This is a genomic window from Cytobacillus sp. NCCP-133 (assembly GCF_026011715.1).
Classification (GTDB): domain Bacteria; phylum Bacillota; class Bacilli; order Bacillales; family Cytobacillaceae; genus Cytobacillus.
On record NZ_BRVM01000003.1, the window covers coordinates 103545 to 127568 of the forward strand.

A 24024-nucleotide genomic window follows, 5' to 3' on the forward strand; every position below is an offset into this window, starting at 1 on the left:
TCACCTCTCTTCCCGCTATTTACGTAAATGAAAAGATTGAAGAAAATAATCTATCATAATGACAATATAAGATGTCATTAATCCAATTACCACACTGATCAGATGCAGTTTTTCAGGGTATTCCAGAGCGATCATGACAGCAAACACTGCTGTCGCCATCCTGGAAACTGTCCCGAGCGAACGCATCTTCTCGCCTCTCTCAACTGCCTCTCCAAACTGAAGCGTTTTTCTTGAAATCAGCCACAAGTTGAACAGGCTTAAAGACGTGCCAAAGATCAAACCAAGAAATATAGATTGATAAGGTGTAAATCCCCAGCCGAGAACGTATACAGACAACAAGAGAAATATGTATTTTCGCTGTCTTTGAAAAATTTCTTTAATTTCCGGCATGATGTTATTCTCCTGTGAAGAAATGTTGGATTAAGCGCAGCATGGCGTAAATCCCGGCGCCCAGTCCGATGAACAAGCCGATCAATAGGAATAACGGCTCCGTTCCCGCCTTGCTGTCAAGCCATCTTCCAGCGAAAATGCCAATGAGTGCGGAACCTGCCAACTGAGAAAGAATGGCGGACATTAAGGCCATCGCCTTAAATGGGTTGCGGTCTTTTTGACGCATAAAAACGCATCCTCTCTCGAGAGAATGGTAAGTGGGTTTTGAGGCCATAATTAATCACATTTACATCATGCAAAAGTGGGAAAAATGTCTGCACGAATATTTTGAAAACCCTATCATCTTTTACCCTTTGTAAGCATACAATAGGGCATTGTCAATGTCAATGCGTTTGGAGTGAAAAAGCTCACAAACAAAAAGGTAAGAATATGGTATGTTCACAGATTTATCACAATTAAATTTCGCCATATTGTTGAAAAAAGTGCGAGTTTCTGCTTTGGATTTGAAAACGCTTTATTTTTTCAGTTTTTACTCATTCAGTATCCCTTTATTATTTCCTGAAGGCTCCGGGTCTTCAAGCCGGCCATCAGGCTTCACAAAAAGATAGGTTTCTATCCAATCTTCTTTACCAGCCTTTTTAGCAAACACTTTTGCAAGGTACAGTCCTGGCCCTGGAAGCTTGTCTGCAGGGATCTCCTGTTGAAGCTGTCCCTTTCCTACATTTCTTTTCCAATCCAGAAACCCCATGAACCTGAGGCTTTCCGAATCGAACATTGCAATTCCAAATTCCTCCGCCCCGCCTGGCAAGTAAACCTCGTATCTATACATATTTTCTTTGTCGCCTTTCCCCAGGCCGAATCCCATTACCCTTGGATAATCAGGTTCCTCTAGCACATAGAGAAAAGGAATCCTTATCTTTTCAGCTCCGGCTATAAGCAGCAGATTCCCATCATGAATCTTCTTCTTTACCATTGTTGGATCCACCGACATCTTAATTTCAACCTTTTTCTTCTCTCCTGGCTTTAATTGGAAGGACATCGGCATTTCCCAGTTGATGCCCTGTTCCTTATATGGCAGGGAAAAGGAATAAGACTCATTGCTATCGCTAACATTTTCAATGGTTACATAACTGCTGTGCTCATGCAGCCTCTCCGCTTCCTGGAATTTACCAAACTGCAAGGAAGCTGGAATGATGATTGTGCCTGTTTTCAGTGCTTTGTCCAGCTGAATTCTTCCTGCTCCCTGCTCATATGTTCTATATGGTTTACCCTCGTGATTAATAAGAGGTTTCGCCGTATTCATAAGTGCAGCCTTTATTTGATCCGGCCTCCAATCCGGATTAGCCTGCTTGAGGATGGCACATGCTCCTGCAACATGAGGCGCAGCCATGCTGGTCCCCTGCAGCGGAAGATACCCACCCGGTATGGTACTGTTGATCGCCACTCCAGGCGCTACCACATCCGGCTTGATTTCCCATGTGGAGGTAACAGGGCCACGCGAACTAAAGTCCGCCAAAATATCCTTTTCCTCTATTATATAAGTACGGGCAAAAAGGCTCCCTTCCTTCGCAAGAGTCCTTAGTTCCTCCCCTTCTTCCTTTGATAACGCTGCGACAGGGATTGTCACCCCTCTTTCCAGGTTGCCAAAAAATCTCCCCTTCGTGTTATTAAAAATAATGACCCCTTTGGCTCCGGCTTCTAAAGCATTAACCGCCTTATCGGTAAATGTCAGTTCTCCCCGCTCCACTAAAACAATTTTGCCATCAGCATTCCTTAGTTCCTCTTTACGCCCACTGCCCCCATCGACAATTTCGCAGGACCTGTCAAATTGCCAATCCTTCGAACCCTGAAGAAGATCGAGACGGATCTTCCGTCCCGCTATGTTTAGGAACGGCACTTTCATGGTAGGGGTCGATGCGCCCACAGAAATTGCTTTCGATGCTGTACCTGGAGATCCGACTGTCCATACATTCGGACCAGAGTTGCCGGAAGATGTCACAGCTGTGATTCCTTTTTCAACTGCTTTATTAAGCGCAAGACTAATCGGTAGGTCTGGTCCGTTCACATTATTCCCTAAAGAAAGGTTCAAAACGTCGACTTTATCCTTAATCGCCTGTTCAATAGCCGCAATTACCTGTTCTGTTGTCCCGCTGCCGCCAGGTCCGAGGGCACGGTAAGCAATAATAGTAGCTTCAGGCGCTACCCCCTGAATTTTTCCGTTTGCTGCAATGATTCCAGCCACATGGGTGCCGTGCAGCGTGCCCTGGCCACCTGCAGCTTTCGTTTCCATCGGATCTTTATCGTGATCAACCAAGTCATGTCCGCCGCCATAACTTTTTCTCAAGTCAGGATGATTGTAATCGATGCCTGTATCTATTACCCCTACTTTCACACCCTTGCCGGTCAGGCGCTGATTCTTTTTGTCATAGTAACCTCTTGCGTTGATTCCGCCAATCAATTTGATATTGTCATTGAAATGGACATAATAGGTATTTACTGGGGAAACAGCAGATACTGCTTCTTTTTTTAACAAGCTTTCCAGATCGGATTGTTTCCCTTTTACCGAAAAACCGTTAATCGCATGCTTGTATACATGCCTGATATGCAGATCAGGATCGCGTTCAACCATTCTTCTAATTTCCCGTTCATCTTTATCCTCTTTCAGGACAACAATCGCCACCTTTTCAATGGCAGATGATTCTTCCGGAATAGGAGGGTGTGTAAGAGTCCGTCCTGAAACTGGAGCTTGGCCTAATATAGTTAACATCATCATAAGAATGACCCAGTATCTTTTCATCAAACAGCCCACCCTCTTTTTGTTTTAGGGTGGGCTGAATATGGGTTGAATATGCGTGTGTATTTGCGAATAAAATAGCCGCCCCTATTACACGGTGCGGCTACTCCTATATATAATTAGAATAACTGATTCGGCTCAAGTTTTCCTTTTTGTATCAGACGGTCGCGCTTTTTGTCTCTCCACATATCGGTAATCGTTGCAATTATTAATAACAGGGTAAGGATAACGCCTTTTCCCTCTGCCAGCTTAAATACCAAGGCAATAAGACCTTCTGACATAAAGGTTCCCATTAATGATCCAAGCAACACGATAATCCAGAGAATTAAAACAGCCTCTATAACAGCCAGAGCTCTCATTTTTCAACCTCCCATCAGAAAAGCGCAGGCACCCTTGCTCATCGAAGGAGCATGGCGGACTGAGGCCCACAGGAAAAGGAAGGCTTCGTCAGCCTTTACACCGCACGACCAAAAGCGGCCGCATTTGGTCGTGCGGTGTGGATCACTCAGACGCCGCCTCAGGACGCAGCGCTCTTAGTCTGAATTCATTCACTTGAAATAAAGGAAACATGAAGAGCGACAGCGATTCGATGTTGACTTATCGCAGACAGATGAGGGATGCATGCCGAGTCGATAGGGTGCCGGAGCTAGACAATTTTAGTATTTAAAATCACTATGCCAATACCCTGTTTGTATGAGATTAAACGAAAATTTGCCAAAACAATAACTGCCATTACTTTCCAAATATTTTATGCCAAATGCTTTTGTTCTTTTCCGCTTCCACTGTACTTGCCACTTCTTCCACTGATTTCTGCGTTGCCATGAGCTTTTCATAAAGGGAAGTGACTTTTTCGCTCTCTTTTTCATTTCCTTGTTCGTGTGCTTTTCTCAGCTCTTCAATCGTCTGTTTGAGCTCTTGAACTTCGTAAATCAGCTGTTTGTTCTGCTCTCTGATTTTATTCTGCGATAGGCGGGATTGTTCATTTTGCTGAACCAAAAAGCTGACTAGCTTCTTCATATCGGTGAGCTCATGGTTCACATTCATCAGTGAGGTGCTGGTGCTCTCTTCCTCATCATCCACTGTAATAATGACCGGGATTCCGGCTTCCTCAAGCTTAGCTGTTACCTCTTCTTTCTTTAACCCATCTGAATATAACTTTCTGATGAACTTTAGCTTTTCAATTTCTGAGGCCTGTATTTTATAACGATTATGCTCTTTCTTAAAATTTATGTATTCTGCATGCTCCTGCAAATAGCGCTTCAAACTATTTTCAGGTATGTCCGGAAGTGTTTCTTTGAGCTCCTTCATTGTCAAATACTGATTTGCCAACGTCCTCAGCACCTTTCTTGGTTTCTTGCGGATCCCCAAAAGCAGCTGATGGGCACTGCCCATGACCAGCCGCCTAACCGCCAACAAAACCGCCACACTTATTTTTGGCCGCCTATTCCCGCCTATTGAGTCACCTGCAATCACCTTTACTTCACCCGTGAAACCAATTGCTCTACTATTTAACCGTCCAAAAAATACTGATATATCAACAATTTCTCTAAAAACCATCTTCAACCAACCAACCACCAACATACTAACCACTGCTAACAGATGAGATAAACTGCTTCCATTTCTTCTATACCCTATCATAACTTTTCCAGCTCTCCAGGAAAAGAGTCTTTTAACTTAAAACTCTATTAAATTAATTTAACGTTTTCCGCTGAACGTTCAATCACCTAACCACCAACCTATCAACTACTCAATTTTTGCTCATCATTTTCTCCACCCCTCCCCTTTTCTGAGTGAATAATAAAAAAAGCACCTATCAAAAGATGCTTCAGGCAAACATTTTAATAGGTGCATCCTTATTAATTTTGCGGTTTGTATCCTTCCGGACGTTCACTTGCCTGTTTGAAATGATAGCGGATCGCTTCACAGATTCGTTTTGATGCATTGCCGTCCCCATATGGGTTTACAGCTTTGGCCATTTTTTCATAAGCATTCTGGTTCGTCAGAAGCTCTTTTGCCATTTCATAGATTGGCTGTTCTTCAACCCCTGCAAGCTTTAGGGTGCCCGCTTCAATTCCTTCAGGTCTTTCCGTTGTATCACGCAGTACCAGAACAGGTACACCAAGTGATGGTGCTTCTTCCTGCACTCCGCCCGAGTCTGTCAAAATCAGATGGGCTCTGGAAGCAAAGTTATGGAAATCAATGACATCCAGCGGCTCAATTAAATGAATACGGCTGTCATCACCCAGGATTTCAGAAGCGATTTCCCTGACTGCCGGGTTAAGGTGTACAGGATAAACAACCTGGATGTCCTTCTGCTCTGCCACAAGCCTCTTAATGGCATTAAACATGTTTCGCATCGGTTCTCCAAGGTTCTCACGCCGGTGCGCAGTCAGGAGCACGAGGCGGTCGTCGCCGACTTTTTCAAGCACTTCATGGTGATAGGTGTCCTTAACCGTCGTGTTAAGAGCATCAATCGCCGTATTCCCTGTAATGAAAATGGCTTCGTTCTTTTTGTTTTCATTCAATAGATTTTCCGCTGATTTCGCTGTTGGCGCAAAATGAAGATCAGCCATTACCCCTGTCAGCTGGCGATTCATCTCTTCAGGGAATGGAGAATACTTATTCCATGTACGCAATCCTGCTTCAACATGGCCAACCTCAATCTGATTGTAGAATGCAGCCAGGCTCGCAATGAAAGTAGTGGTCGTATCACCATGAACAAGCACGATGTCAGGCTTTACTTCCTTCATAATTTTATCAAGACCTTCGAGGCCGCGTGTTGTAACATCCACCAATGTTTGGCGTTCTTTCATGATATTCAGGTCATAATCCGGCGTGATCTGAAAAATATTTAATACTTGATCCAGCATTTCACGGTGCTGTGCCGTTACTGTCACAAGGGACTCAAAATGATCAGGATGCTTTTGCAGTTCAAGGACAAGCGGGGCCATCTTGATGGCTTCCGGCCTTGTCCCAAAAATGGTCATAACTTTAATCGGACGATTCATTCGAAGCACCTTCCTTTTTAAAAGATATCAGCTCTTTTTGTCCGTACCTGGCTGCTCATTACTTTGTTCCGAATAAACGGTCGCCTGCATCTCCAAGCCCTGGAACAATGTAGCCCTTTTCGTTCAATTTTTCATCTAATGCAGCAATATAGATGTCTACGTCAGGGTGTGCTTCTTTTACTGCCTCTACCCCTTCTGGAGCTGCAATTAAGCACATGAATTTAATGTTTCGGCCGCCGCGTTTTTTAAGAGAGTGGATGGCTTCTACTGCAGAGCCTCCAGTAGCAAGCATAGGGTCCACTACGATGAAATCTCTTTCTTCCACGTCGCTTGGAAGCTTCACATAGTATTCAACCGGCTGCAATGTCTCCGGATCACGGTATAGGCCGATGTGTCCTACCTTGGCAGCTGGGATCAGCTTCAAAATTCCGTCAACCATCCCAATCCCCGCACGCAGGATTGGGATGATCCCTAATTTTTTCCCGGATAAAACGCTGGATTTCATCGTACTAACAGGCGTTTCAATTTCTACCTCTGCCAAAGGCATATCGCGAGTGATTTCAAATGCCATCAGTGTTGCCACTTCATCTACAAGCTCGCGGAATTCCTTTGTTCCTGTTTTTTTTTCACGAATGTATGTAAGCTTATGCTGAATTAATGGATGGTCAAAAACGTAAACCTTTGCCATAAGTATCTCTCCTTTTCAATATGCAGAATGAGTCGAACCACACTTCGTCTAATTTTACAGAAAAACAATTCCAACGGCAACTATGATTCGCTTTTGTAAAAGAAAAGTCATTTCTTTAAGATTCCCTATTTTTATTTTCCACATGCAAAAACCGGTCCCGCATAGAGACCGGCGTATAAATTATCTTTCAGGATATAAAGTGAAGTTTCCAGTTAAAGTTTCAACACGCTGTGCTGCTTCTTTGAGCTTTCCTTCATCTTCATGATTTTTCAATGTAAAGGCAATGATGGATGCGATTTCTTCCATCTCTTTTTCACCGAAGCCGCGGGATGTTACAGCCGCTGTACCGATGCGGACGCCGCTTGTTACAAAAGGACTTTCAGGATCGTAAGGAATGGTATTTTTGTTGACCGTAATGCCAACCTCATCAAGCACCTTTTCTGCAACCTTTCCTGTTAAGCCAAGGGAGCGAAGATCAACTAATAACAAGTGGTTGTCTGTCCCGCCGGAAACAAGGTCAATTCCTTCAGCCTGCAATGCTTCAGCCAGCTTTTTGGCATTCGAAATGATGTTTCCTGCATAAGTTTTGAAATCTTCCTGAAGCGCTTCTCCGAAGGCAACAGCTTTTGCAGCAATAACATGCATTAATGGACCGCCCTGGATGCCAGGGAAAATGGACTTATCAATCTTCTTTGCATACTCTTCTTTGCAAAGAATCATGCCGCCGCGCGGTCCGCGTAATGTCTTGTGAGTAGTAGTTGTCACAAAGTCTGCGAACGGGACTGGATTCTGATGAAGACCAGCAGCTACAAGGCCTGCAATATGGGCCATATCAACCATCAGCATCGCGCCAACTTCATCCGCAATTTCACGGAAACGTTTGAAATCAATTTCACGCGGATAAGCACTTGCACCCGCTACAATTAATTTTGGCTTAGACGTGCGGGCTTTTTCAAGCACATCCTCATAATTGATGCGTTGTGTTTCCTGATCCACGCCATACTCTACGAAATTATACTGTACACCGCTGAAGTTAACAGGACTTCCATGTGTCAAATGTCCCCCATGGGAAAGATTCATCCCAAGCACGGTGTCACCCTGCTCTAAAACAGTGAAATAAACGGCCATGTTCGCCTGTGCGCCTGAATGCGGCTGAACGTTCACATGCTCAGCTCCGAAAATTTGCTTCGCGCGGTCGCGGGCCAAATCTTCCACTACATCCACATGCTCACATCCGCCATAATAGCGTCGGCCAGGATAGCCTTCAGCATATTTATTCGTTAAAACCGAACCTTGTGCTTCCATAACCGCTTCACTGACAAAGTTTTCAGAAGCGATTAATTCAATCTTTGATCTCTGGCGTCCCAACTCTTCTTGAATCGACTTGAAAACCTGCTCGTCCTGCTGTGCTAAATGCTTCATAAGAATCCTCCCTTTTCCTCAACACACTTTTTAATAGGCAAGAGATTTCATTTCTGGAACTGAACACTCTTCACACTCCAGACCCTATTTGACCCTGGCCATTTCTATGTATCGTTCTTTTGTGAAAATTCTTTTTTATTTTAGCATGTTTTTTGAAAAAGTGACAGGTGCCTATACCTCTTTCTCCAATTGGTATAGGTGCCTGGCAGCAGCAATCCCAAAAACGGAAAGGAAGCGCCTTGAACAGCCCTGACAGGCATAAGCCGATTTCTGTAAGAAGGCGTATTTCCTACTGGCAGGGATCGGCTTATGACATCGAGGGGGTAGGCGCCTGGAGCTAGACAGTCCTCTAAGTTCAAAGGAATATAAATTCTGATAATATAAAAAAGTCCCTTCACGTGAAGGGACTTTTTTAACAGGATTCATTTTCCGGTTTTCGTTCATAGATGGCCCTGGCTCCGCCAATTAGTTTCGGCCTTGTTTTGGCCATGGTGACGTGGGCATTGCCGACTGATTTTTGTGAAGTGCGAATCGGAACCGCTACATGCTTCAAGTGCATGCCGATGAGCGTGTCTCCGATATCGATGCCGGCATCTGCCTTGATAAACTCAACCATAACCGGATCGCGGAAGTGCTCATATGCATATGATGCCATCGCGCCGCCGGCCGTGCGGTGTGGAATGACAGTAACCTCATCCAGATTCTTCGCAGTTGCTGTTTCCCGTTCCACTACCAGTGCGCGGTTCAAATGTTCACAGCATTGGAAAGCAAGGGAAACACCCGTACCTTTACGCAGCTTGTCCAGCTGCTCAAAAATCAGTTCAGCCACTTGCTCCGTGCCGGCTGTACCAATCCGTTTGCCCGCCACTTCACTGGTGCTGCAGCCCACTACAAGAATTTGGCGCTCATTTAAAGGGACTTGTTCACTAAATTCCTGAATGATGTTATTCAGCTCTTCCTTCCATTGATCAATCAAAGAGCTCACCCTTTCGGAAGCTTTAATTAGTTTAACGCTTATTTCGTTTCGTATGCCGTAATCTTTCCTACACGATTTGCATGTCGGCCGCCTTCAAACTCAGTTGAAAGCCAGACTTTTGCTATTTCCCGGGCCAAACCAGGGCCAATAACGCGTTCTCCCATGGCCAGGATATTGCTGTCATTATGCTCACGAGTCGCTTTTGCACTGAACACATCATGAACAAGCGCACAGCGGATCCCTTTTACTTTATTGGCCGAAATGCTCATGCCAATGCCTGTTCCGCAGATCAAAATGCCTTTGTCAAATTCTCCATTAGCCACTTTTTCAGCTACCGGCAGTGCATAATCCGGGTAATCTACAGACGTTTCGCACTCACAGCCAAAATCTTCGTATTCAATCCCCATTTCATCCATCAAAACTTTGATTTCTTCGCGGAGGTTAAGTCCGCCGTGGTCTGATGCAATTGCAATTTTCATCTGAAACCCTCCTGTTTGAAAAAGCGCGCATTATAGTAAAATCCTTCTCTTATTTTGACATAAAAGCAGGAAATTATAAAGAAAGGGAACCTTGAATTCGCCGGTTTCTTTTACGATGGATCAAAGTTTGAATTTAGTGATGGTGCCATTTAATTTTTCTGCCTGCTCTTTCAGTTCGAATGCCAGCTTTTCTACATTCGCAATAACATCCGTTTGATGCCGGGTCGCCGTTGCAACCTCCTGGGCACCAGCCGACGTTTCTTCTGCGATTGCTGCGACCTCCTGCGATTGTGTTGAAGTATGCTGGATTCCCTCCATCTGGTTGTCAACCAAGCCGGAAATAGCCGAGACAGAAGAGGCCATTTGATTAACTGTTTTTGCCATCTCCTCAATCGCTTCATTCGTTTGCGTTCCTTTTTTCACTTCATTGTTGGCCGTTTCTACTTGAAGTGAAATTTGCTTCACAACATTGCGGACTTCTTCCTGAATGTTTTTAATCAATTCGGAAATTCCCTGAACTGCCTGAGCACTTTCATCAGCCAGCTTTCGCACTTCTTCTGCAACAACAGCAAACCCTCTTCCATGGTCGCCTGCACGGGCAGCTTCTATCGATGCATTTAAAGCAAGCAGATTTGTCTGTGCCGCGATATCGCCGACCAATTGAATGATCTGCTCCACTTTCACTGCATTTTCTTCAAGCCTCTTAACAGTCTGAAGGGATTCCTCATTATCATGCGCCAGTTTATCAATTCCCGAAATGAGTGAATGGATCACCTTTGTTGAATCCATTAAATCTTGAACCATTTCCTCGGAAACTTTTTCAGAAGCTTTCGCTTTATTCTGCACCTCTTCAGCAATGCGGCTCACATCCTCCATCGATTCTGCGGTAGATTGGATGGAAACGGCAGAGTTGTCCGCTCCCAGTGAAATCTCGCTAATGGTTCTCGCAATGGAGTCAGCCTGTTCGGCAGCAGCGGAGGATTCCGTCGAAATGGCTATTACTTTCTCATTTGTTTCTTTAAAATTTTCATCTATCTTTTGGACCATTTCTCTTAAACTTGAAAGCATGTGGTTAAACGCAATGCCAAGCGAGCGGATTTCATCATCCGATTTGGAGAGTTCGGCATCTTCACGGATATCCCCCTGGGCAGCCATTAAAGCTGTTTTTTCAAGCCTCTTCAAAGGCTTGATGATAAACCCAGCTGCAAAAAATGCCAGAATTCCTGACCAGATAACCCCCATACTCAGCGTTAAGCCACTAAAAACGATCTCTCCAAATGGAAGTGAATCCTCGATGTTAGGAAACAAAACATATAGAAAAATGGCGCTTGTTGTGTATGTAATAATGGCTAAGGACGTGATAAATAAAACCAGCTTTTTCCTCAAGCCAAACCCATAACTCTTTTTCTCCCCCATTACTGTGCCCCCTGATTATTTTTTATCTGTTTTTAAACGGTCCAAAATCTGATCGATGGTTTCTGTCATATCTGTGCAGGTATTTCTGTAAATCTCAACCGGCCCTCCATATGGATCGATAATATCACCTGTTCCTGTCCGGCCTGCAAATTCTTTAAGGGTGTACGTTTTCTCTTCTGCTGCAGGAAACATAGCCAGAACTGTATTTTTATGTCCAGCTGTCATGGTTAAAATATATGTCGCCCACTTCACTAAACATTCTGTTATCCCGGAAGACTTATGATCGAGGGGAATTCCCTGCTCTTCCAATACCTTTTTTGTGTTCACAGAAGCATCACTGCCATCAGCTGCAAACACGCCAGCAGATTTCACTTCGACTCCCGGCAAAGCCTTGCTTTTTAAGATAGCCTCCGCCATCGGACTTCTGCACGTATTTCCTGTACAAACAAACAACACATTTGTCACAGATTGGCCCTCCTTATTTATATCGGTTTCAAACCGCTAATCTTTATTAAAATGAACAATCCGCATGTTTCTTACATTATAAGGCAAATTCCCCATTTAACCTATCATCTCAGGGCAAAAAAAGAATAAGGGTGTCTGTCACCCTTTACATTTATCACAAAATATGAACCTATAAACCCGCTTAAGGCCGACCTCTCTTGCACTCGACAAAATCCGGGCGGTGCCTGGCACCTATAAGAATAAAAGTTTGACACCAAAGGCAAGCAGAATAGCGCCGCCAAGGGCTTCACTATAGGAGCCCAGCCAGCCCTGCACCTTTCTTCCGGTAAGGAGGCCCAGCCATGTTAAGATGGTTGCTCCGATACCGAAGAAGGTCAGTACTGCGACTGTTTGGGCACCGTAGATGCCTAGGCTGAGCCCAACGGAAAAGCTATCAAGGCTCACACTCAAGGCAAACAGCAGCAGTCCAATTCCGACTGGCGTGATTAAACGATCTTCATCTTCCCTGAAGCTTGACCAAATCATCTGCACACCTAATATAAGAAGCAGTCCTCCGCCAACATAGCCGGCGATGGCTCCAAATGTATTTGAAAGGAATCTGCCCGCAGCCATTCCAAGCAAGGGCATCCACACATGGAAAAGACCGATTGTCATTCCAATTTTAAAAATTTGCCTCAAGCCGAGTCTGTACATCCCCATGCCCAGGCCGACCGAAAAGGCATCCATCCCCAACGCGAATGCCATTAAAGCCAGTGTCAATATTTCCCCGATCATCGCTGACATTTTTACGCCCCCTTGGACTTGCTAATTCAGCATATGCACGTCCAAAGAGTTTTAGAATGGCATTGTATTTTTTAGGAAAACTCTGGATCTGGGTACTTTTTCACTAGTTGAAGCTCCAGATGAAAACATTGCGCTGCTTATTTTAATCGCTTTTTAGCCATTCCTATAACTATATTGAGGTGTTCTCTGAAAATTCTGCAGGCGTCCTTCTTATTTGATATCACTTTTTAAAGTTGAATACTCATCTTTCCCTTATATGCGTCACTTTTGAAATATATCGCACGACTTTGCGATTTTATGTGCCACTTTCATTTATTTATCGTTTAACTTTTCGAACTTATGCGCCACTTTCCGAACTTATGCCAAGCTTCCCAGTCTGAAAGGATCTGCCGCGCCGTTTTAACGCAAAAAAGCCGGCCTCATGCGAAACGGCTTTTTTCCTCTTGTATTACCTTATGACCCGGTGCCCGGCTGCTTTCATTAGACGGTTCATGATGGCCTGGCCTACGCCTTCATCCGGAAACATTTCGCTATAGATAATATCTGCATCGGTATGATTAAAATGCCTTAATGCTTCGTACAGTGAACTTGCCACAGTTTCCAGGTGTTCCCGCTGGCCGCAGGCAAATACAAAATCAGCATGATAAAACTCTCGATTTTCTGCAGTTGTCAGGACGCCTACAGAATGCCCTTCCTGCCTTTTCTCATCCACTAACTGCTGAATTTTTTCTCTCGTTCCTTCGACCAAATAAAGAGGAGCATCCGGTGCATAATGGCGATACTTCATCCCGGGAGATTTTGGAGCCTGGCCTTGATCAGCCAGAGCTGGATCGATATGAACATTGGCGATTACCGCTTCAATCTGCTCCTTCGTAATTCCGCCTGGCCTTAAAATAACCGGAGTTGCATCTGTACAATCCAGCACCGTTGATTCAACACCAACACCTGTCGGACCTCCGTCCACTAAACCAGCAATTCGGCCATTCAAGTCTTCCCACACATGGTCAGCTGCTGTGGGGCTTGGCCTTCCTGAACGATTGGCACTTGGGGCGGCAATTGGAAGACCAGTTGTTTTGAGCAGAGATAACGCTACAGGATGATCCGGCATCCGTACTGCGACTGTGGATAACCCTGCCGTCGCATAATTCGACAAAATGCCCTCTTTCACATTAAAAATAAGCGTAAGCGGACCAGGCCAGAATAGATCCATTAGAGACTTCGCTTTTTCTGGGATCTCCTGTACAAAGACGTCCAGCTGCCTTTTATCAGCAATGTGGATAATCAGGGGATTATCGCTCGGACGGCCTTTCGCAGCAAATATTTTCTTTACCGCCTCATCATTTTCAGCATTTCCGCCCAATCCATATACCGTTTCAGTTGGAAAAGCAACCACTTCATTATTCTTTAAAAGATCGGCAGCCTGCGAAAGTTGTGGATAACTCTCTTCTTTATCCACATTTTTATCCACCGACCATCTTTTTGTCATCATTGTTATCCACCTTCATAAAAAATGTTTTTAAGCTGTCAAAATTCCTTTGTTTTCGACATTTTTTTGAACTTTCCTTTGGAAAGTATAGTAGAAGAAGCTGGATAACTCAAGTTTTATCCACAAATTGTGTATAAATAAAGCTAATTTGTGGATAAGTTTGGCAACATACCCACAATTCACATGGATAATTTCAAAAAGAAAGAGTTATCCACAGTCAGGATGTGTTTTACATGCTCTGATTCAAATAACACTTCCGGCAACTCTTTTCTATCTTCCTTTTTAAACCCAAGCAGATGGAAAAATTCAAGTGAATTTCTTTTATTTGAAGCCAAATACAGTGAATGCAAATCGCGATCCCTGGCCAGCATTAAGATTTGTTCAAACAAGATGAATAGATCCTTTTCAGATGCCGATGCTGACATAACAAGTGACCTTAGCAAACCAACTTCTCCAAGGGGCTCAATTCCCAGGGTAGCCTTAATATCCCCCGAATCATTCTCCATAATCAAAAAATATCCGATTGATTCCTTAATCCCATCCGCACTTAAGTTTGCTGCTTCCAAAAAAGCGGTTAGCCTTTCAGCATCTTTCAATTTTGCACATCGTACTACACCTGTTTCCATTTCTTCACCCCATTTTTGTTATTGTCATTCTATGAATATGAAAAAATAGAAAATGTAGAACAAAAAATACTAGATTAGAAAGAAATGCATCCAGGTTGAACACAAGACCCCTATATTTTTTAACAAACAAAAACACGGCAGCTACAATTCTTCACTGCCGTGTTTATTTTAAAATCGTATTGAATTGCTGCGGTACATCATCAGTCGTTAGAGTTGCCGCCTTTACGTCCGATTTCTTCATAGAAATCTCGGTCATGATTTTCACTAGTTGCTTCTCCGCCTTTGCGTCCAATTTCCTGATAGAATTCTTTATCGTGGCTTTCGGCTGTAGCCTCGCCGCCTTTTTGGCCAATCTCCTGATAGAATTCTTTATCATGGTTTTCAGCTGTCGATTCTCCGCCTTTTTGGCCTATTTCCTGGTAGAAGTCCTTATCATGGTTTTGGCTTGTAGCCTCGCCGCCTTTTGAACCAATCTCCTGATAAAACTCTTTATCATGATTACGGCTTGTTGCTTCTCCGCCCATGCGTCCTCTTTCCTCGCGAGACATATGATCATTGTTATTATTGTTGTTGTTTTTAGCCATATTCTTTCATCTCCCTTTTATTTATGTTTTGTTGTTACACTACTATAAATATCCGCTTTTGATAGATTCAAACGCATGAAAAGAAGATGTAAAATGCTTGTTTTAATTGTAATTTAATTTCCACATTCTATAATGATTCTAAGAAAAGCGCAGGGCAGCTGCCTATCGGCGACAAGCATAAGTCGAGCCGGCTGAAAGGTTGCTTTTTACCCTTTGGACAGATTGGCTTAGACCGAAGGGCCATGGCGCCTTGCGCTAGACAGTTATCTAAGTTCAAAGTGATACTCTCTTACTCTTTAAAAAAGAAAAGCCTTGCGTCACAGCAAGGCTTTATCCGAAAATCTTCTCCCATATTTCCACCAAAAAGAATTTTACCTCTACCGGCTCTTCATCCTCAGCCGTATAAACAGGCGTTTTCACTTCTTGAGATTCTTTTTGGCCAGCTTTTTCCTCTGCCTTTACTTCCCCTTTTTTGTCACCCTCTTCAAATCCTTCACTTACAGCCACACCGTTTGAAAAATCAAGGAAACATAAAGGAGGGAATAGTACACACCACCAATTTGCTCCTTTCCCTTCACCCAATGTGATCAAAATTGCTTCATACTCACCGGCAGGGTATAAAAACTGTCCGTATAATTTCGTCGGGAAACTTACTTTGCCAAAGTCCGTGTTTACTTTCTGGTCAGATCCTTCTTCCGCTGCAACACGTTCTGCGATTTCTTGAATTTCAGGCAATCTCGATTTAATCAATTTACGGGCATCCTCAATGGAAGTTAGCTCCGCCACCCACTCTGTGATCTCCTCGTTTACCGCATCTCGTACGTTTCTTTTAATCGCCTGATCTTCCTCATTATCACTATTCGCAAGGATTCGCAGCCTGATGGCCTCATTCGGTATCACCATCGGCTCATCCGCCGTCACTTCTGTTTGCGGTATATATAAACTTAAAATTGTTCCCAAGGATAAAATCAGTACATATAATTTCACAATCGTTTTTGTTTTCATCTCTCCGGCACCATCCCTTCACTATCCTCAGTGTGGACAGGATGCCAGATTCTTAAACTATTAAAATCAAAAAAAATTTTCTGCTTTTTATCCGATTTCTGCAAAGACCATGCGATCCTTGCCATTAATATCATAAACGATGTCTATGTTAGCTTCCGGAAAAGCTTGCTGCAAAAGGATGGAGACAGCTTCACTTTGGCCTGTCCCTACTTCAAAGCCGATTAATGCCTGCGGATTTAGAACCGCTGGCAGCTCCTCCATAAAGCGCCTGTAAAGATCCAGTCCGTCTTCGCCAGCAAACAGGGCACGGTGGGGTTCATGCTCGGTAACGACTTCAGACATCCACTCCACGTCCCTTTCCGGTATATAAGGCGGATTTGATAGGATGATATCAAATTTCTTTCCTTTGGAAATCAGCGGCTGAAGAAGGTCCCCTTGTACAAATTCGATTTTCGCCCCATTTTGCTCTGCATTTTCCTTTGCCAGTTCCAGGGTTGGCCCGTATATGTCTGTTGCGGTTACGTTCAGTTCCGGCATTTCAAGCTTCATCGTAACCGCAATGGCTCCACTTCCGGTGCCGATATCCGCCATTTCAAGGCTTCCGGCATTCCCAAACAGCTGCGGCATTCTCTGCAGAGCATGATACACAAGCTCTTCCGTTTCAGGCCGAGGAATAAGCACATCCTCGTTCACTCGGAACGTTCGCCCGTAAAATTCTTCAGAGCCAATAATATATTGGACAGGCTGGCCGGCTGCGTGCGCCCGAACGGCTTCCTGAAACCTCTCCCAAATCCCGGGCTGCAATTCTTCACGTAAATTCGCTAAGAGGCTAGCCCTGCCCATCTGCATAAAGTGCCGCAATAATAACTCCCCGCCATTTTCGTCGCGATTTGCCTTTTTTAAAAAAGAAGAAGCCCAATTGAGGGCTTCATATACTTTCATGGATGGATTACTCATTGGAAGCACTGTCCAGCTTTGCAGATTGCTCTTCAACGATCAGTGCATCAATGACTTCATCAAGTTTGCCTTGAAGGATCTGGTCAAGCTTTTGGATCGTTAAGCCGATACGATGGTCGGTCACTCGGTTTTGTGGGAAATTGTACGTACGGATGCGTTCAGAACGGTCTCCTGTACCTACCGCAGATTTGCGCTGCTGATCATATTCCGCCTGCGCTTCCTGCTGGAACTTATCGTATATACGGGCACGAAGTACCTTCATCGCTTTTTCCTTATTCTTGATCTGTGATTTTTCGTCCTGGCAGGATACGACCGTACCTGTCGGCAAGTGCGTTAAACGCACGGCTGACATGGTGGTGTTCACACTCTGTCCGCCTGGTCCGCTTGATGCGAATGTATCTACACGGATATCTTTTTCATGTATATCGACTTCGACTTCTTCCGCTTCAGGCATAACGGCAACGGTTGCAGTAGATGTGTGGATACGCCCGCCTGATTCAGTTTCCGGAACACGCTGAACACGGTGTGCGCCATTTTCAAATTTAAGTTTTGAATAAGCGCCATTTCCGTTGATCATAAAGATCATTTCCTTATAACCGCCAACACCGGTGGAGCTTGCTTCAATTACGTCAATCTTCCAGCCTTGAGCCTCAGCGTAACGGCTGTACATGCGGTATAAGTCGCCAGCAAACAAAGCAGCTTCGTCGCCGCCCGCAGCTCCTCGAATTTCCATAATAACGTTCTTATCGTCATTCGGGTCTTTCGGAATAAGAAGGACTTTCAAGCGAGCTTCCAGGTCCTCTTTTCTTTCCTCAAGCTCTTCCAATTCTTCTTTTACCATTTCGCGCATTTCCGCATCAAGCTTTTCTTCCAGCATGGCACGCGCATCCTGATATTGCTCTTTCATTTCTTTATACTCACGGTATGTGTCAACCGTTTCCTGAATATCAGATTGTTCCTTTGAATATTCACGCAGCTTTTTTGGATCATTGACAATTTCCGGATCGCTTAAAAGTTCATTTAATCTTTCATAACGGTCCTCTACAGATTGAAGACGATCAAACATAGCCATTCACCTCAATTTTTTATCCATTAACCGCAGCTTCCGTCCAGCGGGAAATATTTAAAATTCCTTACCTCTTTAACTCCATAACATTCTAATTATAGTATAGGTGATAGTCGCAGTCAAAACCATTCGTGACAGGTGAGAAGAGACCGGGGCTTAAAATTTTCAGAAAAATCATTGCCCTCTATGACAATATCCGATATATTGGCTTTATGAAAAATAAAAACATTACACCCATTAAACGTTTGTCCCTTAGAGAAGAAGTTTACGAAACACTTAAGAAAAGCATTATTCAGCTGGATTTTGAACCCGGAGCGCGCTTGCATGACAAAGAACTTGCTGAAGGCTTCGGCACCAGCCGGACCCCTGTCAGGGAAGCTTTAAAACGGCTGGAAGATGAAGGGCTTGTAGAGTCTACTCCGGGATCCTCGACCCGCGTCACGCCATTAAATGAAAAGGAGGCATACCATGCGTTTACTGTGGCAGCTGCCTTGCATGCCTTAAGTGCCAGGCTCGCAGTGCCCCAATTAACAGAGAGGGATTTTACCCTGCTGGAATCAGCCAACAAAAAACTGGAAAATGCAATGAAACAGCAAGATATTATTGGCGCCATCCATGCCGACGAAGAATTCCATCAGGTCTATCTTCAGGCCGCAAAAAATCCGGAGATCTTTTTGGCTTTGAAAAGGATCATGCCAAAAATCCAGCGTCTGGAAATTGCTCAATTTGGCTCTATTAATGGGCTAAAGTCTGTTGAACATCATAAGAAAATCATTGAAATCAGCAGGGATAGACATGAGAATATGACATCAAGACTGGTTGAGGAAAACTGGCTGAGTCTCGGAGAGCTTTTATCAACGAAAGGAAAATGAGGTGATTTCGCTTGAGGGCAATTTTATTAGGGGTGTGCTCTGCATTCTTTTTTGCGTTTACTTTTGTCTTAAACCGCGCCATGGAGATGGATGGCGGAAGCTGGCTTTGGAGCGCTTCCCTCCGCTATTTTTTCATGGTGCCCCTTCTCGTGGCCATTGTGGCTTTTAGAGGAAATCTGCGTTCTCTCTTTGCAGAAATGAAAAGAGCTTCATTCCAATGGCTTTTATGGAGCTTTGTCGGGTTTGGTTTATTCTATGCTCCTTTATGTTTTGCTGCTGCCTATGGGCCTGGATGGCTGATTGCCGGGACCTGGCAGATTACGATTATTTCCGGCTCCCTGCTTGCTCCGCTATTCTTTGTTTCTTATCAATCCGGAAACAGCAAAGTGAGAGTCAGGGGAAAAGTTCCTTTTCGGGGCCTGATGATGAGCATAATCATTTTGCTCGGCGTTGCGGTCATGCAATGGGAACACGCCTCCTCCATCTCCTGGCGCGATACTCTGCTGGTTGTGATCCCTTTGATCATAGCGTCCTTCGCCTATCCCTTGGGCAACCGCAAAATGATGGATGTCTGTGAAAATCGGCTGGATGCCTACCAGCGGGTGTTGGGCATGACAATTGCCAGCCTTCCCTTTTGGCTGATTATTTCCTTAGTAGGTCTGTCCTCAAGCGGTATTCCAAGCTCAGGCCAGGTGATTCAATCCGGACTGGTTGCCCTCTTTTCAGGCGTTTTTGCCACTGTGCTTTTCTTTGCTGCCACTGACCTCGTCCGGGGCAATATGCAAAAATTAGGGGCAGTCGAAGCTACTCAATCTCTCGAAGTTCTTTTTGCAGTCGCCGGTGAGGTCATACTTCTTTCCAGCCCTCTCCCTTCAGGAATCTCCCTGACAGGAATGGCCCTTGTAATTGCCGGAATGGTACTGCACAGTTATGTAACATCCTCTAACGCCATTTTAAAACGAAAAGCTGCGTAAGAAAATCTTAAGGCGCCTTGCCCGCCCCCGACAACGATGAGCCTTGCGGAAAGACATTCTTTGCCTTTTTAGCTTCGAGGGGACGGGGCTGCTTGGGCTAGACAGTTATCTAAGTTCAAAAAAGGATATAAATGCTGATATTAGAAAAAAATGCCCTGTTAAAGCAGGGCATTTTACGTACGGTCTTCCTGAACTTTTACTTCGATATGGTAGCGAGGAAGAGCTTTTATAAGCAATTTATGCAATTGAGCTTCAGCATCAATTTTTTCCTGATTGGTCATCATGCCTTTTCGATAAGCTGTTACCCACATATCTTCGCCATTTACCCAGACCGCTCCAGGCCGATAGCCTTCATTAGCAGCAATCACTTTGCGGGCTTGGTTGATATCATCCTGATTGTCCAGGCGTTTGCCATCGAAATTAATAAAATTAGGGTTCTGGTCACCACTGAATGTCCGATCCAATGTATCATTGTCCTCTGTACGGTCCAGGTCATTGTTTATAAATGAAGTGCCATCCCTTGTCTCCTGGCTGTAGAGATTTTCATTTCCTTGATTTTGGGCACAGCCAGCCATAAATGTAAGTATTAGAAGGAAAACACTAAATTTTTTCATTGCTAACACCTCCTCTTTATAGCATGTCCGCTATAAAGAGGAATGTGCACACCAAATTAAGGGAAATGGGGCTGTACATTTTTGATATAGGCTTCACTTTATTTTTTCGGAACCAATTGGACTGATTTATGCTTCACTCTTATTTTTTAAGCATTACGTTCCTGCATTTATGCGCCACTTTCTGATTTTATGCATAACTTTCCCAGTCTGATGTGACTTTAGCCATTTTCTCCATCATAAAAAAACTGCCCGGAACATTGCCAGGGCAGAGAGAACGTTAAGTATATTAAATTATGATAAAGACTCAGTTGTCTCGGGATTTTTTATACCATTAGGCGATTTGGGAACTTCATGATGATGGCGGCAGCGCGGTTCGTACGCTTCCGAGGCACCAACCAAAATTACCGGATCATCGTATGAAGCAGGCTTTCCATTGATCAAACGCTGTGTTCGGCTTGCAGGCGATCCGCAGACAGCACAAACCGCTTGCAGCTTTGTTATCAATTCAGCTATAGCCATGATCGCAGGCATTTGGCCGAATGGCTCCCCGCGGAAATCCTGATCAAGTCCAGCAGCAATGACACGGTGTCCGCTGTCTGCCAGATGCTGGATCACCTTGACGATTTCGTCATCAAAAAACTGCACTTCATCAATAGCAATCAAATCGATTTCTGGATTAATATGCTTAAAAATATCGGTAGACTGTTTTATGGGTCTGGCTATGATGGAAGTTCCATTGTGTGAAACGACAGCCTCATCACTGTACCGGTTATCAATTTGCGGCTTAAAAACAGCTATTTGCTGCTTGGCAAACTGCGCTCTTCGCACTCGGCGAATCAGCTCTTCTGATTTGCCCGAAAACATGCTTCCGCAAATGACTTCCACCCATCCGTGATGATTCATAACGTACATGAACGGCCTCTCCTTCCTCGTTCTAACTAATAGAATGGCTTGTGTTAATTATTTTATGAAGAAAGAGTCGAGCTGTTAAATTTTTCTTGCACTCGCGCAATTTTTGGGATCCTAGGTAAAAAGGCCCCGAAAAACGGTTCTTCATATCGGAATGATGCCGGTGTTTGGCCTTCATTCGCAATAAAAAACAGGCAAGAAAGTGAACTTGCCTGTTTTTGTTGTTTATTATTTTTGTTCTGACTTAATGCCGTATTTCTTGTTGAAGCGGTCAACACGTCCGCCAGCTTCAGCGAATTTTTGGCGTCCAGTATAGAATGGGTGGCATTCAGAGCAAGTCTCAACGCGGATCTCTTCTTGAACAGAACCGGTTTCGAACTCATTGCCGCAAGCACATTTCACCATTGCTTTTTTATAGTTAGGATGAATTCCTGATTTCATTCTTTTCATCTCCTTCCGCCCTGAATCATTCGAAACAGAGTTATATATTACGGGCAATCTTGAATTGCCGTAAACTTCAAAAACACACTGTCATCATTATAACAAGTCCTATTGTTTTTTGCAATACGGGAATTATTCTGCCTATATTCCCCAAATAGATCTTTCCTCATTAAAGCATTTGCTTTTTAATGCAGCCCGTTGATTTCCGCTGCGGGCACTCAGAGAACCCGCGGGGAGAAACGAGAGCTCTTGCAGGATATTGAATTTACTTCCTCGAATTAACACCGCACGAAGGAAATACGCATGCATTTTCGAGGATCAAGTGCCTTCCGCTCCAATCAACTCAGTAGAGTAAATTTAGTTTGCTGCAGAAACTAAATTCAACATAAACAGCATCCAAAAGCTGCTATAAAGAATTCAAATGTTATTAAGACCGCTTAGCCTTCATTTCCTCAGCCAATCTAGCAAAGAATTCTTCGTTTGATTTTGTCTGTTTTAGCCTGCGAAGCAGTTTTTCTGCAAAGTCAGGTGCGTCAGACATGGACTTGCGGATTGCCCATAGTTTATCCAGGTGGTCTTTCTGAATAAGCAATTCTTCTTTACGAGTACCAGAACGGAGAATATCGATGGCTGGAAAGATTCTTCTTTCAGCCAATGAACGGTCAAGGTGAAGTTCCATATTACCCGTGCCCTTGAATTCCTCGTAGATTACGTCATCCATACGTGACCCTGTTTCAACTAGCGCAGTCGCCAGGATGGTTAAGCTTCCGCCTTCCTCGATATTGCGGGCTGCACCGAAGAAACGCTTTGGACGGTGGAACGCTGCAGGGTCAATACCGCCGGAAAGTGTTCTTCCGCTTGGAGGAATAACCAGGTTATAAGCTCTTGCCAGCCTTGTAATACTGTCCATAAGAATCACAACATCGCGCTTATGCTCGACTAAACGCATCGCACGTTCAAGAACAAGCTCTGCCACTTTAATATGATTCTCCGGCACTTCATCAAATGTCGAACTGACAACATCGCCAGCAACAGAACGCTCTATGTCTGTTACTTCTTCCGGGCGCTCGTCGATCAATAGGACGATGAGTTCCACTTCTGGCTGGTTGGTTGTAATGCTATTGGCAATTTCCTTTAGAAGCATCGTTTTACCTGCCTTAGGAGGCGCAACGATCAGACCGCGCTGCCCAAACCCTACAGGTGCAAGCAAGTCCATAATTCTTGTGGAAAGCTGTCTTGTACCAGTTTCAAGCTTCATTTGGCGGTCTGGATATAAAGGTGTCAAACCTGGGAAGTGAACACGCTCTTTCGCGGATTCAGGGTCATCTCCATTCACAGCTTCTACTTGAAGCAAACCAAAATAACGTTCATTTTCCTTTGGAGGGCGAACCTTTCCCGAAACCTTGTCACCATTCCTCAGATCGAAACGGCGGATCTGTGAAGCGGAAATATAAATATCTTCAGAGCTTGGCGAATAGTTAATCGGACGCAAGAAGCCAAATCCCTCTGATTGAATGATTTCCAGAACACCTTCCATGAAGAAGTAACCTTCCTGTTCAGCCCTTGCTTTCAGGATGGCAAAAATTAATTCTTTTTTCGATAATTTGCTGTAATAAGAAACTTTATATTCACGGGCAAGTTCATAAAGCTCTTTTAGCTTCATAATTTCTAAACTTGATATATTTAAACCCATTTTTACACCACACTTTTGAAATTTTCAATCATTTCCTTCATATACAGCTGTACAATTATTGAACTTAATAAGAAAGGAAAGAGAAAGATGATTCGAGGTTCCTGAAATAGTTGAAGAATTTTCATTTGTGCTCTTAATTAAAGATTTCGAGGAATGGACCAGTTTGTTGTCCGTTTTCAGTTGAAATATGGAGGTTTCCTCTTCTTCGAAAAGAGCAGGTCGACTTGCCCAGGGACGACAGGCATAAGTCAAGCTCTGTAAGAAGGTGTTCCTTCCTTCTGTAAGGGATTGGCTTATCGGTAAAAAACAATCTCTATTTTACCCCTTAATATGAAATTTAATCAATAATTAAATTTGAAATGGAAAATATGGCAGG

At 44.0% G+C, this 24024-nt stretch carries 25 protein-coding genes; 2 read left to right on the forward strand and 23 right to left on the reverse strand.

Annotation, left to right across the window (positions count from 1 at the left end; translation table 11 throughout):
• Positions 1-15: 15 nt before the first annotated feature.
• From NCCP133_RS06185 to prfA, 19 genes are all read right to left on the reverse strand, one after another.
• Entirely contained in the window at positions 16-390 is a 375-nt protein-coding gene (locus NCCP133_RS06185) for an ATP synthase subunit I (protein WP_264804066.1), read from the reverse strand.
• A gap of 4 nt (positions 391-394) precedes the next feature.
• Positions 395-616, reverse strand: coding sequence for an AtpZ/AtpI family protein (locus tag NCCP133_RS06190; protein ID WP_264804067.1), 222 nt, complete (start codon positions 614-616; stop codon positions 395-397).
• Positions 617-919: 303 nt separating this feature from the next.
• Positions 920-3187: a S8 family serine peptidase gene (locus tag NCCP133_RS06195; protein WP_309298038.1), complete on the reverse strand. Its 2268-nt coding sequence runs from the start codon at positions 3185-3187 to the stop codon at positions 920-922.
• A gap of 116 nt (positions 3188-3303) precedes the next feature.
• Entirely contained in the window at positions 3304-3543 is a 240-nt protein-coding gene (locus NCCP133_RS06200; RefSeq protein ID WP_264804068.1) for a hypothetical protein, read from the reverse strand.
• Between the two features lie 373 nt (positions 3544-3916).
• Complete coding sequence (locus NCCP133_RS06205; RefSeq protein ID WP_264804069.1) at positions 3917-4747, reverse strand: hypothetical protein; 831 nt, start codon at positions 4745-4747, stop codon at positions 3917-3919.
• Positions 4748-5040: 293 nt separating this feature from the next.
• Positions 5041-6192, reverse strand: a complete 1152-nt coding sequence (gene wecB / locus NCCP133_RS06210) for a non-hydrolyzing UDP-N-acetylglucosamine 2-epimerase (protein ID WP_264804070.1) — start codon at positions 6190-6192, stop codon at positions 5041-5043.
• Between the two features lie 58 nt (positions 6193-6250).
• The gene (gene upp / locus NCCP133_RS06215; protein ID WP_264804071.1) at positions 6251-6880 is read right to left on the reverse strand and encodes a uracil phosphoribosyltransferase; all 630 of its coding nucleotides are present in this window, start codon (positions 6878-6880) and stop codon (positions 6251-6253) included.
• Between the two features lie 180 nt (positions 6881-7060).
• Positions 7061-8302: a serine hydroxymethyltransferase gene (glyA, locus tag NCCP133_RS06220; protein ID WP_264804072.1), complete on the reverse strand. Its 1242-nt coding sequence runs from the start codon at positions 8300-8302 to the stop codon at positions 7061-7063.
• 412 nt (positions 8303-8714) lie between these two features.
• On the reverse strand, positions 8715-9287 hold the full coding sequence (locus tag NCCP133_RS06225; protein ID WP_264804073.1) for a TIGR01440 family protein: 573 nt from the start codon (positions 9285-9287) through the stop codon (positions 8715-8717).
• 29 nt (positions 9288-9316) lie between these two features.
• Entirely contained in the window at positions 9317-9757 is a 441-nt protein-coding gene (rpiB, locus tag NCCP133_RS06230; protein ID WP_264804074.1) for a ribose 5-phosphate isomerase B, read from the reverse strand.
• Positions 9758-9877: 120 nt separating this feature from the next.
• Positions 9878-11173 (reverse strand): methyl-accepting chemotaxis protein, encoded by a 1296-nt coding sequence (locus NCCP133_RS06235; protein ID WP_264804075.1) that lies wholly within the window; start codon positions 11171-11173, stop codon positions 9878-9880.
• Between the two features lie 15 nt (positions 11174-11188).
• Positions 11189-11638 carry a low molecular weight protein arginine phosphatase gene (locus NCCP133_RS06240; RefSeq protein ID WP_309298039.1) on the reverse strand — a complete coding sequence of 150 codons (450 nt, stop codon included), beginning with the start codon at positions 11636-11638 and terminating at the stop codon, positions 11189-11191.
• Positions 11639-11869: 231 nt separating this feature from the next.
• Positions 11870-12421, reverse strand: coding sequence for a manganese efflux pump MntP (locus NCCP133_RS06245; protein WP_264804076.1), 552 nt, complete (start codon positions 12419-12421; stop codon positions 11870-11872).
• A 448-nt stretch (positions 12422-12869) separates the two neighbouring features.
• Positions 12870-13910, reverse strand: a complete 1041-nt coding sequence (locus tag NCCP133_RS06250) for an L-threonylcarbamoyladenylate synthase (RefSeq protein ID WP_264804077.1) — start codon at positions 13908-13910, stop codon at positions 12870-12872.
• Between the two features lie 176 nt (positions 13911-14086).
• Positions 14087-14533 (reverse strand): hypothetical protein, encoded by a 447-nt coding sequence (locus NCCP133_RS06255; protein WP_264804078.1) that lies wholly within the window; start codon positions 14531-14533, stop codon positions 14087-14089.
• Positions 14534-14733: 200 nt separating this feature from the next.
• Positions 14734-15117 (reverse strand): KGG domain-containing protein, encoded by a 384-nt coding sequence (locus NCCP133_RS06260; RefSeq protein WP_442874242.1) that lies wholly within the window; start codon positions 15115-15117, stop codon positions 14734-14736.
• 330 nt (positions 15118-15447) lie between these two features.
• Positions 15448-16122, reverse strand: a complete 675-nt coding sequence (gene spoIIR, locus NCCP133_RS06265) for a stage II sporulation protein R (protein ID WP_264804079.1) — start codon at positions 16120-16122, stop codon at positions 15448-15450.
• A gap of 87 nt (positions 16123-16209) precedes the next feature.
• A complete protein-coding gene (prmC, locus tag NCCP133_RS06270) occupies positions 16210-17064 on the reverse strand; it encodes a peptide chain release factor N(5)-glutamine methyltransferase (protein ID WP_264804080.1) in 855 nt (284 codons plus the stop codon).
• 7 nt (positions 17065-17071) lie between these two features.
• Positions 17072-18145, reverse strand: coding sequence for a peptide chain release factor 1 (prfA, locus tag NCCP133_RS06275; RefSeq protein ID WP_264804081.1), 1074 nt, complete (start codon positions 18143-18145; stop codon positions 17072-17074).
• A gap of 212 nt (positions 18146-18357) precedes the next feature.
• Here prfA and NCCP133_RS06280 point away from each other — a divergent pair, with 212 nt between their 5' ends.
• Entirely contained in the window at positions 18358-19017 is a 660-nt protein-coding gene (locus NCCP133_RS06280; RefSeq protein ID WP_264804225.1) for a GntR family transcriptional regulator, read from the forward strand.
• Positions 19018-19028: 11 nt separating this feature from the next.
• Positions 19029-19991, forward strand: a complete 963-nt coding sequence (locus tag NCCP133_RS06285) for a DMT family transporter (protein WP_264804082.1) — start codon at positions 19029-19031, stop codon at positions 19989-19991.
• Positions 19992-20164: 173 nt separating this feature from the next.
• Here the strand turns inward: NCCP133_RS06285 and NCCP133_RS06290 are convergent, their stop codons facing one another.
• From NCCP133_RS06290 to rho, 4 genes are all read right to left on the reverse strand, one after another.
• Complete coding sequence (locus tag NCCP133_RS06290) at positions 20165-20605, reverse strand: hypothetical protein (protein ID WP_264804083.1); 441 nt, start codon at positions 20603-20605, stop codon at positions 20165-20167.
• Between the two features lie 291 nt (positions 20606-20896).
• A complete protein-coding gene (locus NCCP133_RS06295) occupies positions 20897-21517 on the reverse strand; it encodes a thymidine kinase (RefSeq protein ID WP_264804084.1) in 621 nt (206 codons plus the stop codon).
• 225 nt (positions 21518-21742) lie between these two features.
• Entirely contained in the window at positions 21743-21955 is a 213-nt protein-coding gene (rpmE, locus tag NCCP133_RS06300) for a 50S ribosomal protein L31 (RefSeq protein WP_009332279.1), read from the reverse strand.
• 427 nt (positions 21956-22382) lie between these two features.
• Positions 22383-23648 carry a transcription termination factor Rho gene (gene rho / locus NCCP133_RS06305; protein ID WP_264804085.1) on the reverse strand — a complete coding sequence of 422 codons (1266 nt, stop codon included), beginning with the start codon at positions 23646-23648 and terminating at the stop codon, positions 22383-22385.
• Positions 23649-24024 lie beyond the last annotated feature (376 nt).

Coding starts and splice junctions, on each gene's coding strand:
- NCCP133_RS06185 (WP_264804066.1), bottom strand. CDS start 390: ATGCCGGAAATTAAAGAAATTTTTCAAAGACAGCGAAAATACATATTT.
- NCCP133_RS06190 (WP_264804067.1), bottom strand. CDS start 616: ATGCGTCAAAAAGACCGCAACCCATTTAAGGCGATGGCCTTAATGTCC.
- NCCP133_RS06195 (WP_309298038.1), bottom strand. CDS start 3,187: ATGAAAAGATACTGGGTCATTCTTATGATGATGTTAACTATATTAGGC.
- NCCP133_RS06200 (WP_264804068.1), bottom strand. CDS start 3,543: ATGAGAGCTCTGGCTGTTATAGAGGCTGTTTTAATTCTCTGGATTATC.
- wecB (WP_264804070.1), bottom strand. CDS start 6,192: ATGAATCGTCCGATTAAAGTTATGACCATTTTTGGGACAAGGCCGGAA.
- upp (WP_264804071.1), bottom strand. CDS start 6,880: ATGGCAAAGGTTTACGTTTTTGACCATCCATTAATTCAGCATAAGCTT.
- glyA (WP_264804072.1), bottom strand. CDS start 8,302: ATGAAGCATTTAGCACAGCAGGACGAGCAGGTTTTCAAGTCGATTCAA.
- rpiB (WP_264804074.1), bottom strand. CDS start 9,757: ATGAAAATTGCAATTGCATCAGACCACGGCGGACTTAACCTCCGCGAA.
- NCCP133_RS06235 (WP_264804075.1), bottom strand. CDS start 11,173: ATGGGGGAGAAAAAGAGTTATGGGTTTGGCTTGAGGAAAAAGCTGGTT.
- NCCP133_RS06245 (WP_264804076.1), bottom strand. CDS start 12,421: ATGTCAGCGATGATCGGGGAAATATTGACACTGGCTTTAATGGCATTC.
- NCCP133_RS06250 (WP_264804077.1), bottom strand. CDS start 13,910: ATGATGACAAAAAGATGGTCGGTGGATAAAAATGTGGATAAAGAAGAG.
- NCCP133_RS06255 (WP_264804078.1), bottom strand. CDS start 14,533: ATGGAAACAGGTGTAGTACGATGTGCAAAATTGAAAGATGCTGAAAGG.
- NCCP133_RS06260 (WP_442874242.1), bottom strand. CDS start 15,117: ATGGCTAAAAACAACAACAATAATAACAATGATCATATGTCTCGCGAG.
- spoIIR (WP_264804079.1), bottom strand. CDS start 16,122: ATGAAAACAAAAACGATTGTGAAATTATATGTACTGATTTTATCCTTG.
- prmC (WP_264804080.1), bottom strand. CDS start 17,064: ATGAAAGTATATGAAGCCCTCAATTGGGCTTCTTCTTTTTTAAAAAAG.
- prfA (WP_264804081.1), bottom strand. CDS start 18,145: ATGTTTGATCGTCTTCAATCTGTAGAGGACCGTTATGAAAGATTAAAT.
- NCCP133_RS06280 (WP_264804225.1), top strand. CDS start 18,358: ATGAAAAATAAAAACATTACACCCATTAAACGTTTGTCCCTTAGAGAA.
- NCCP133_RS06290 (WP_264804083.1), bottom strand. CDS start 20,605: ATGAAAAAATTTAGTGTTTTCCTTCTAATACTTACATTTATGGCTGGC.
- NCCP133_RS06295 (WP_264804084.1), bottom strand. CDS start 21,517: ATGTACGTTATGAATCATCACGGATGGGTGGAAGTCATTTGCGGAAGC.
- rpmE (WP_009332279.1), bottom strand. CDS start 21,955: ATGAAATCAGGAATTCATCCTAACTATAAAAAAGCAATGGTGAAATGT.
- rho (WP_264804085.1), bottom strand. CDS start 23,648: ATGGGTTTAAATATATCAAGTTTAGAAATTATGAAGCTAAAAGAGCTT.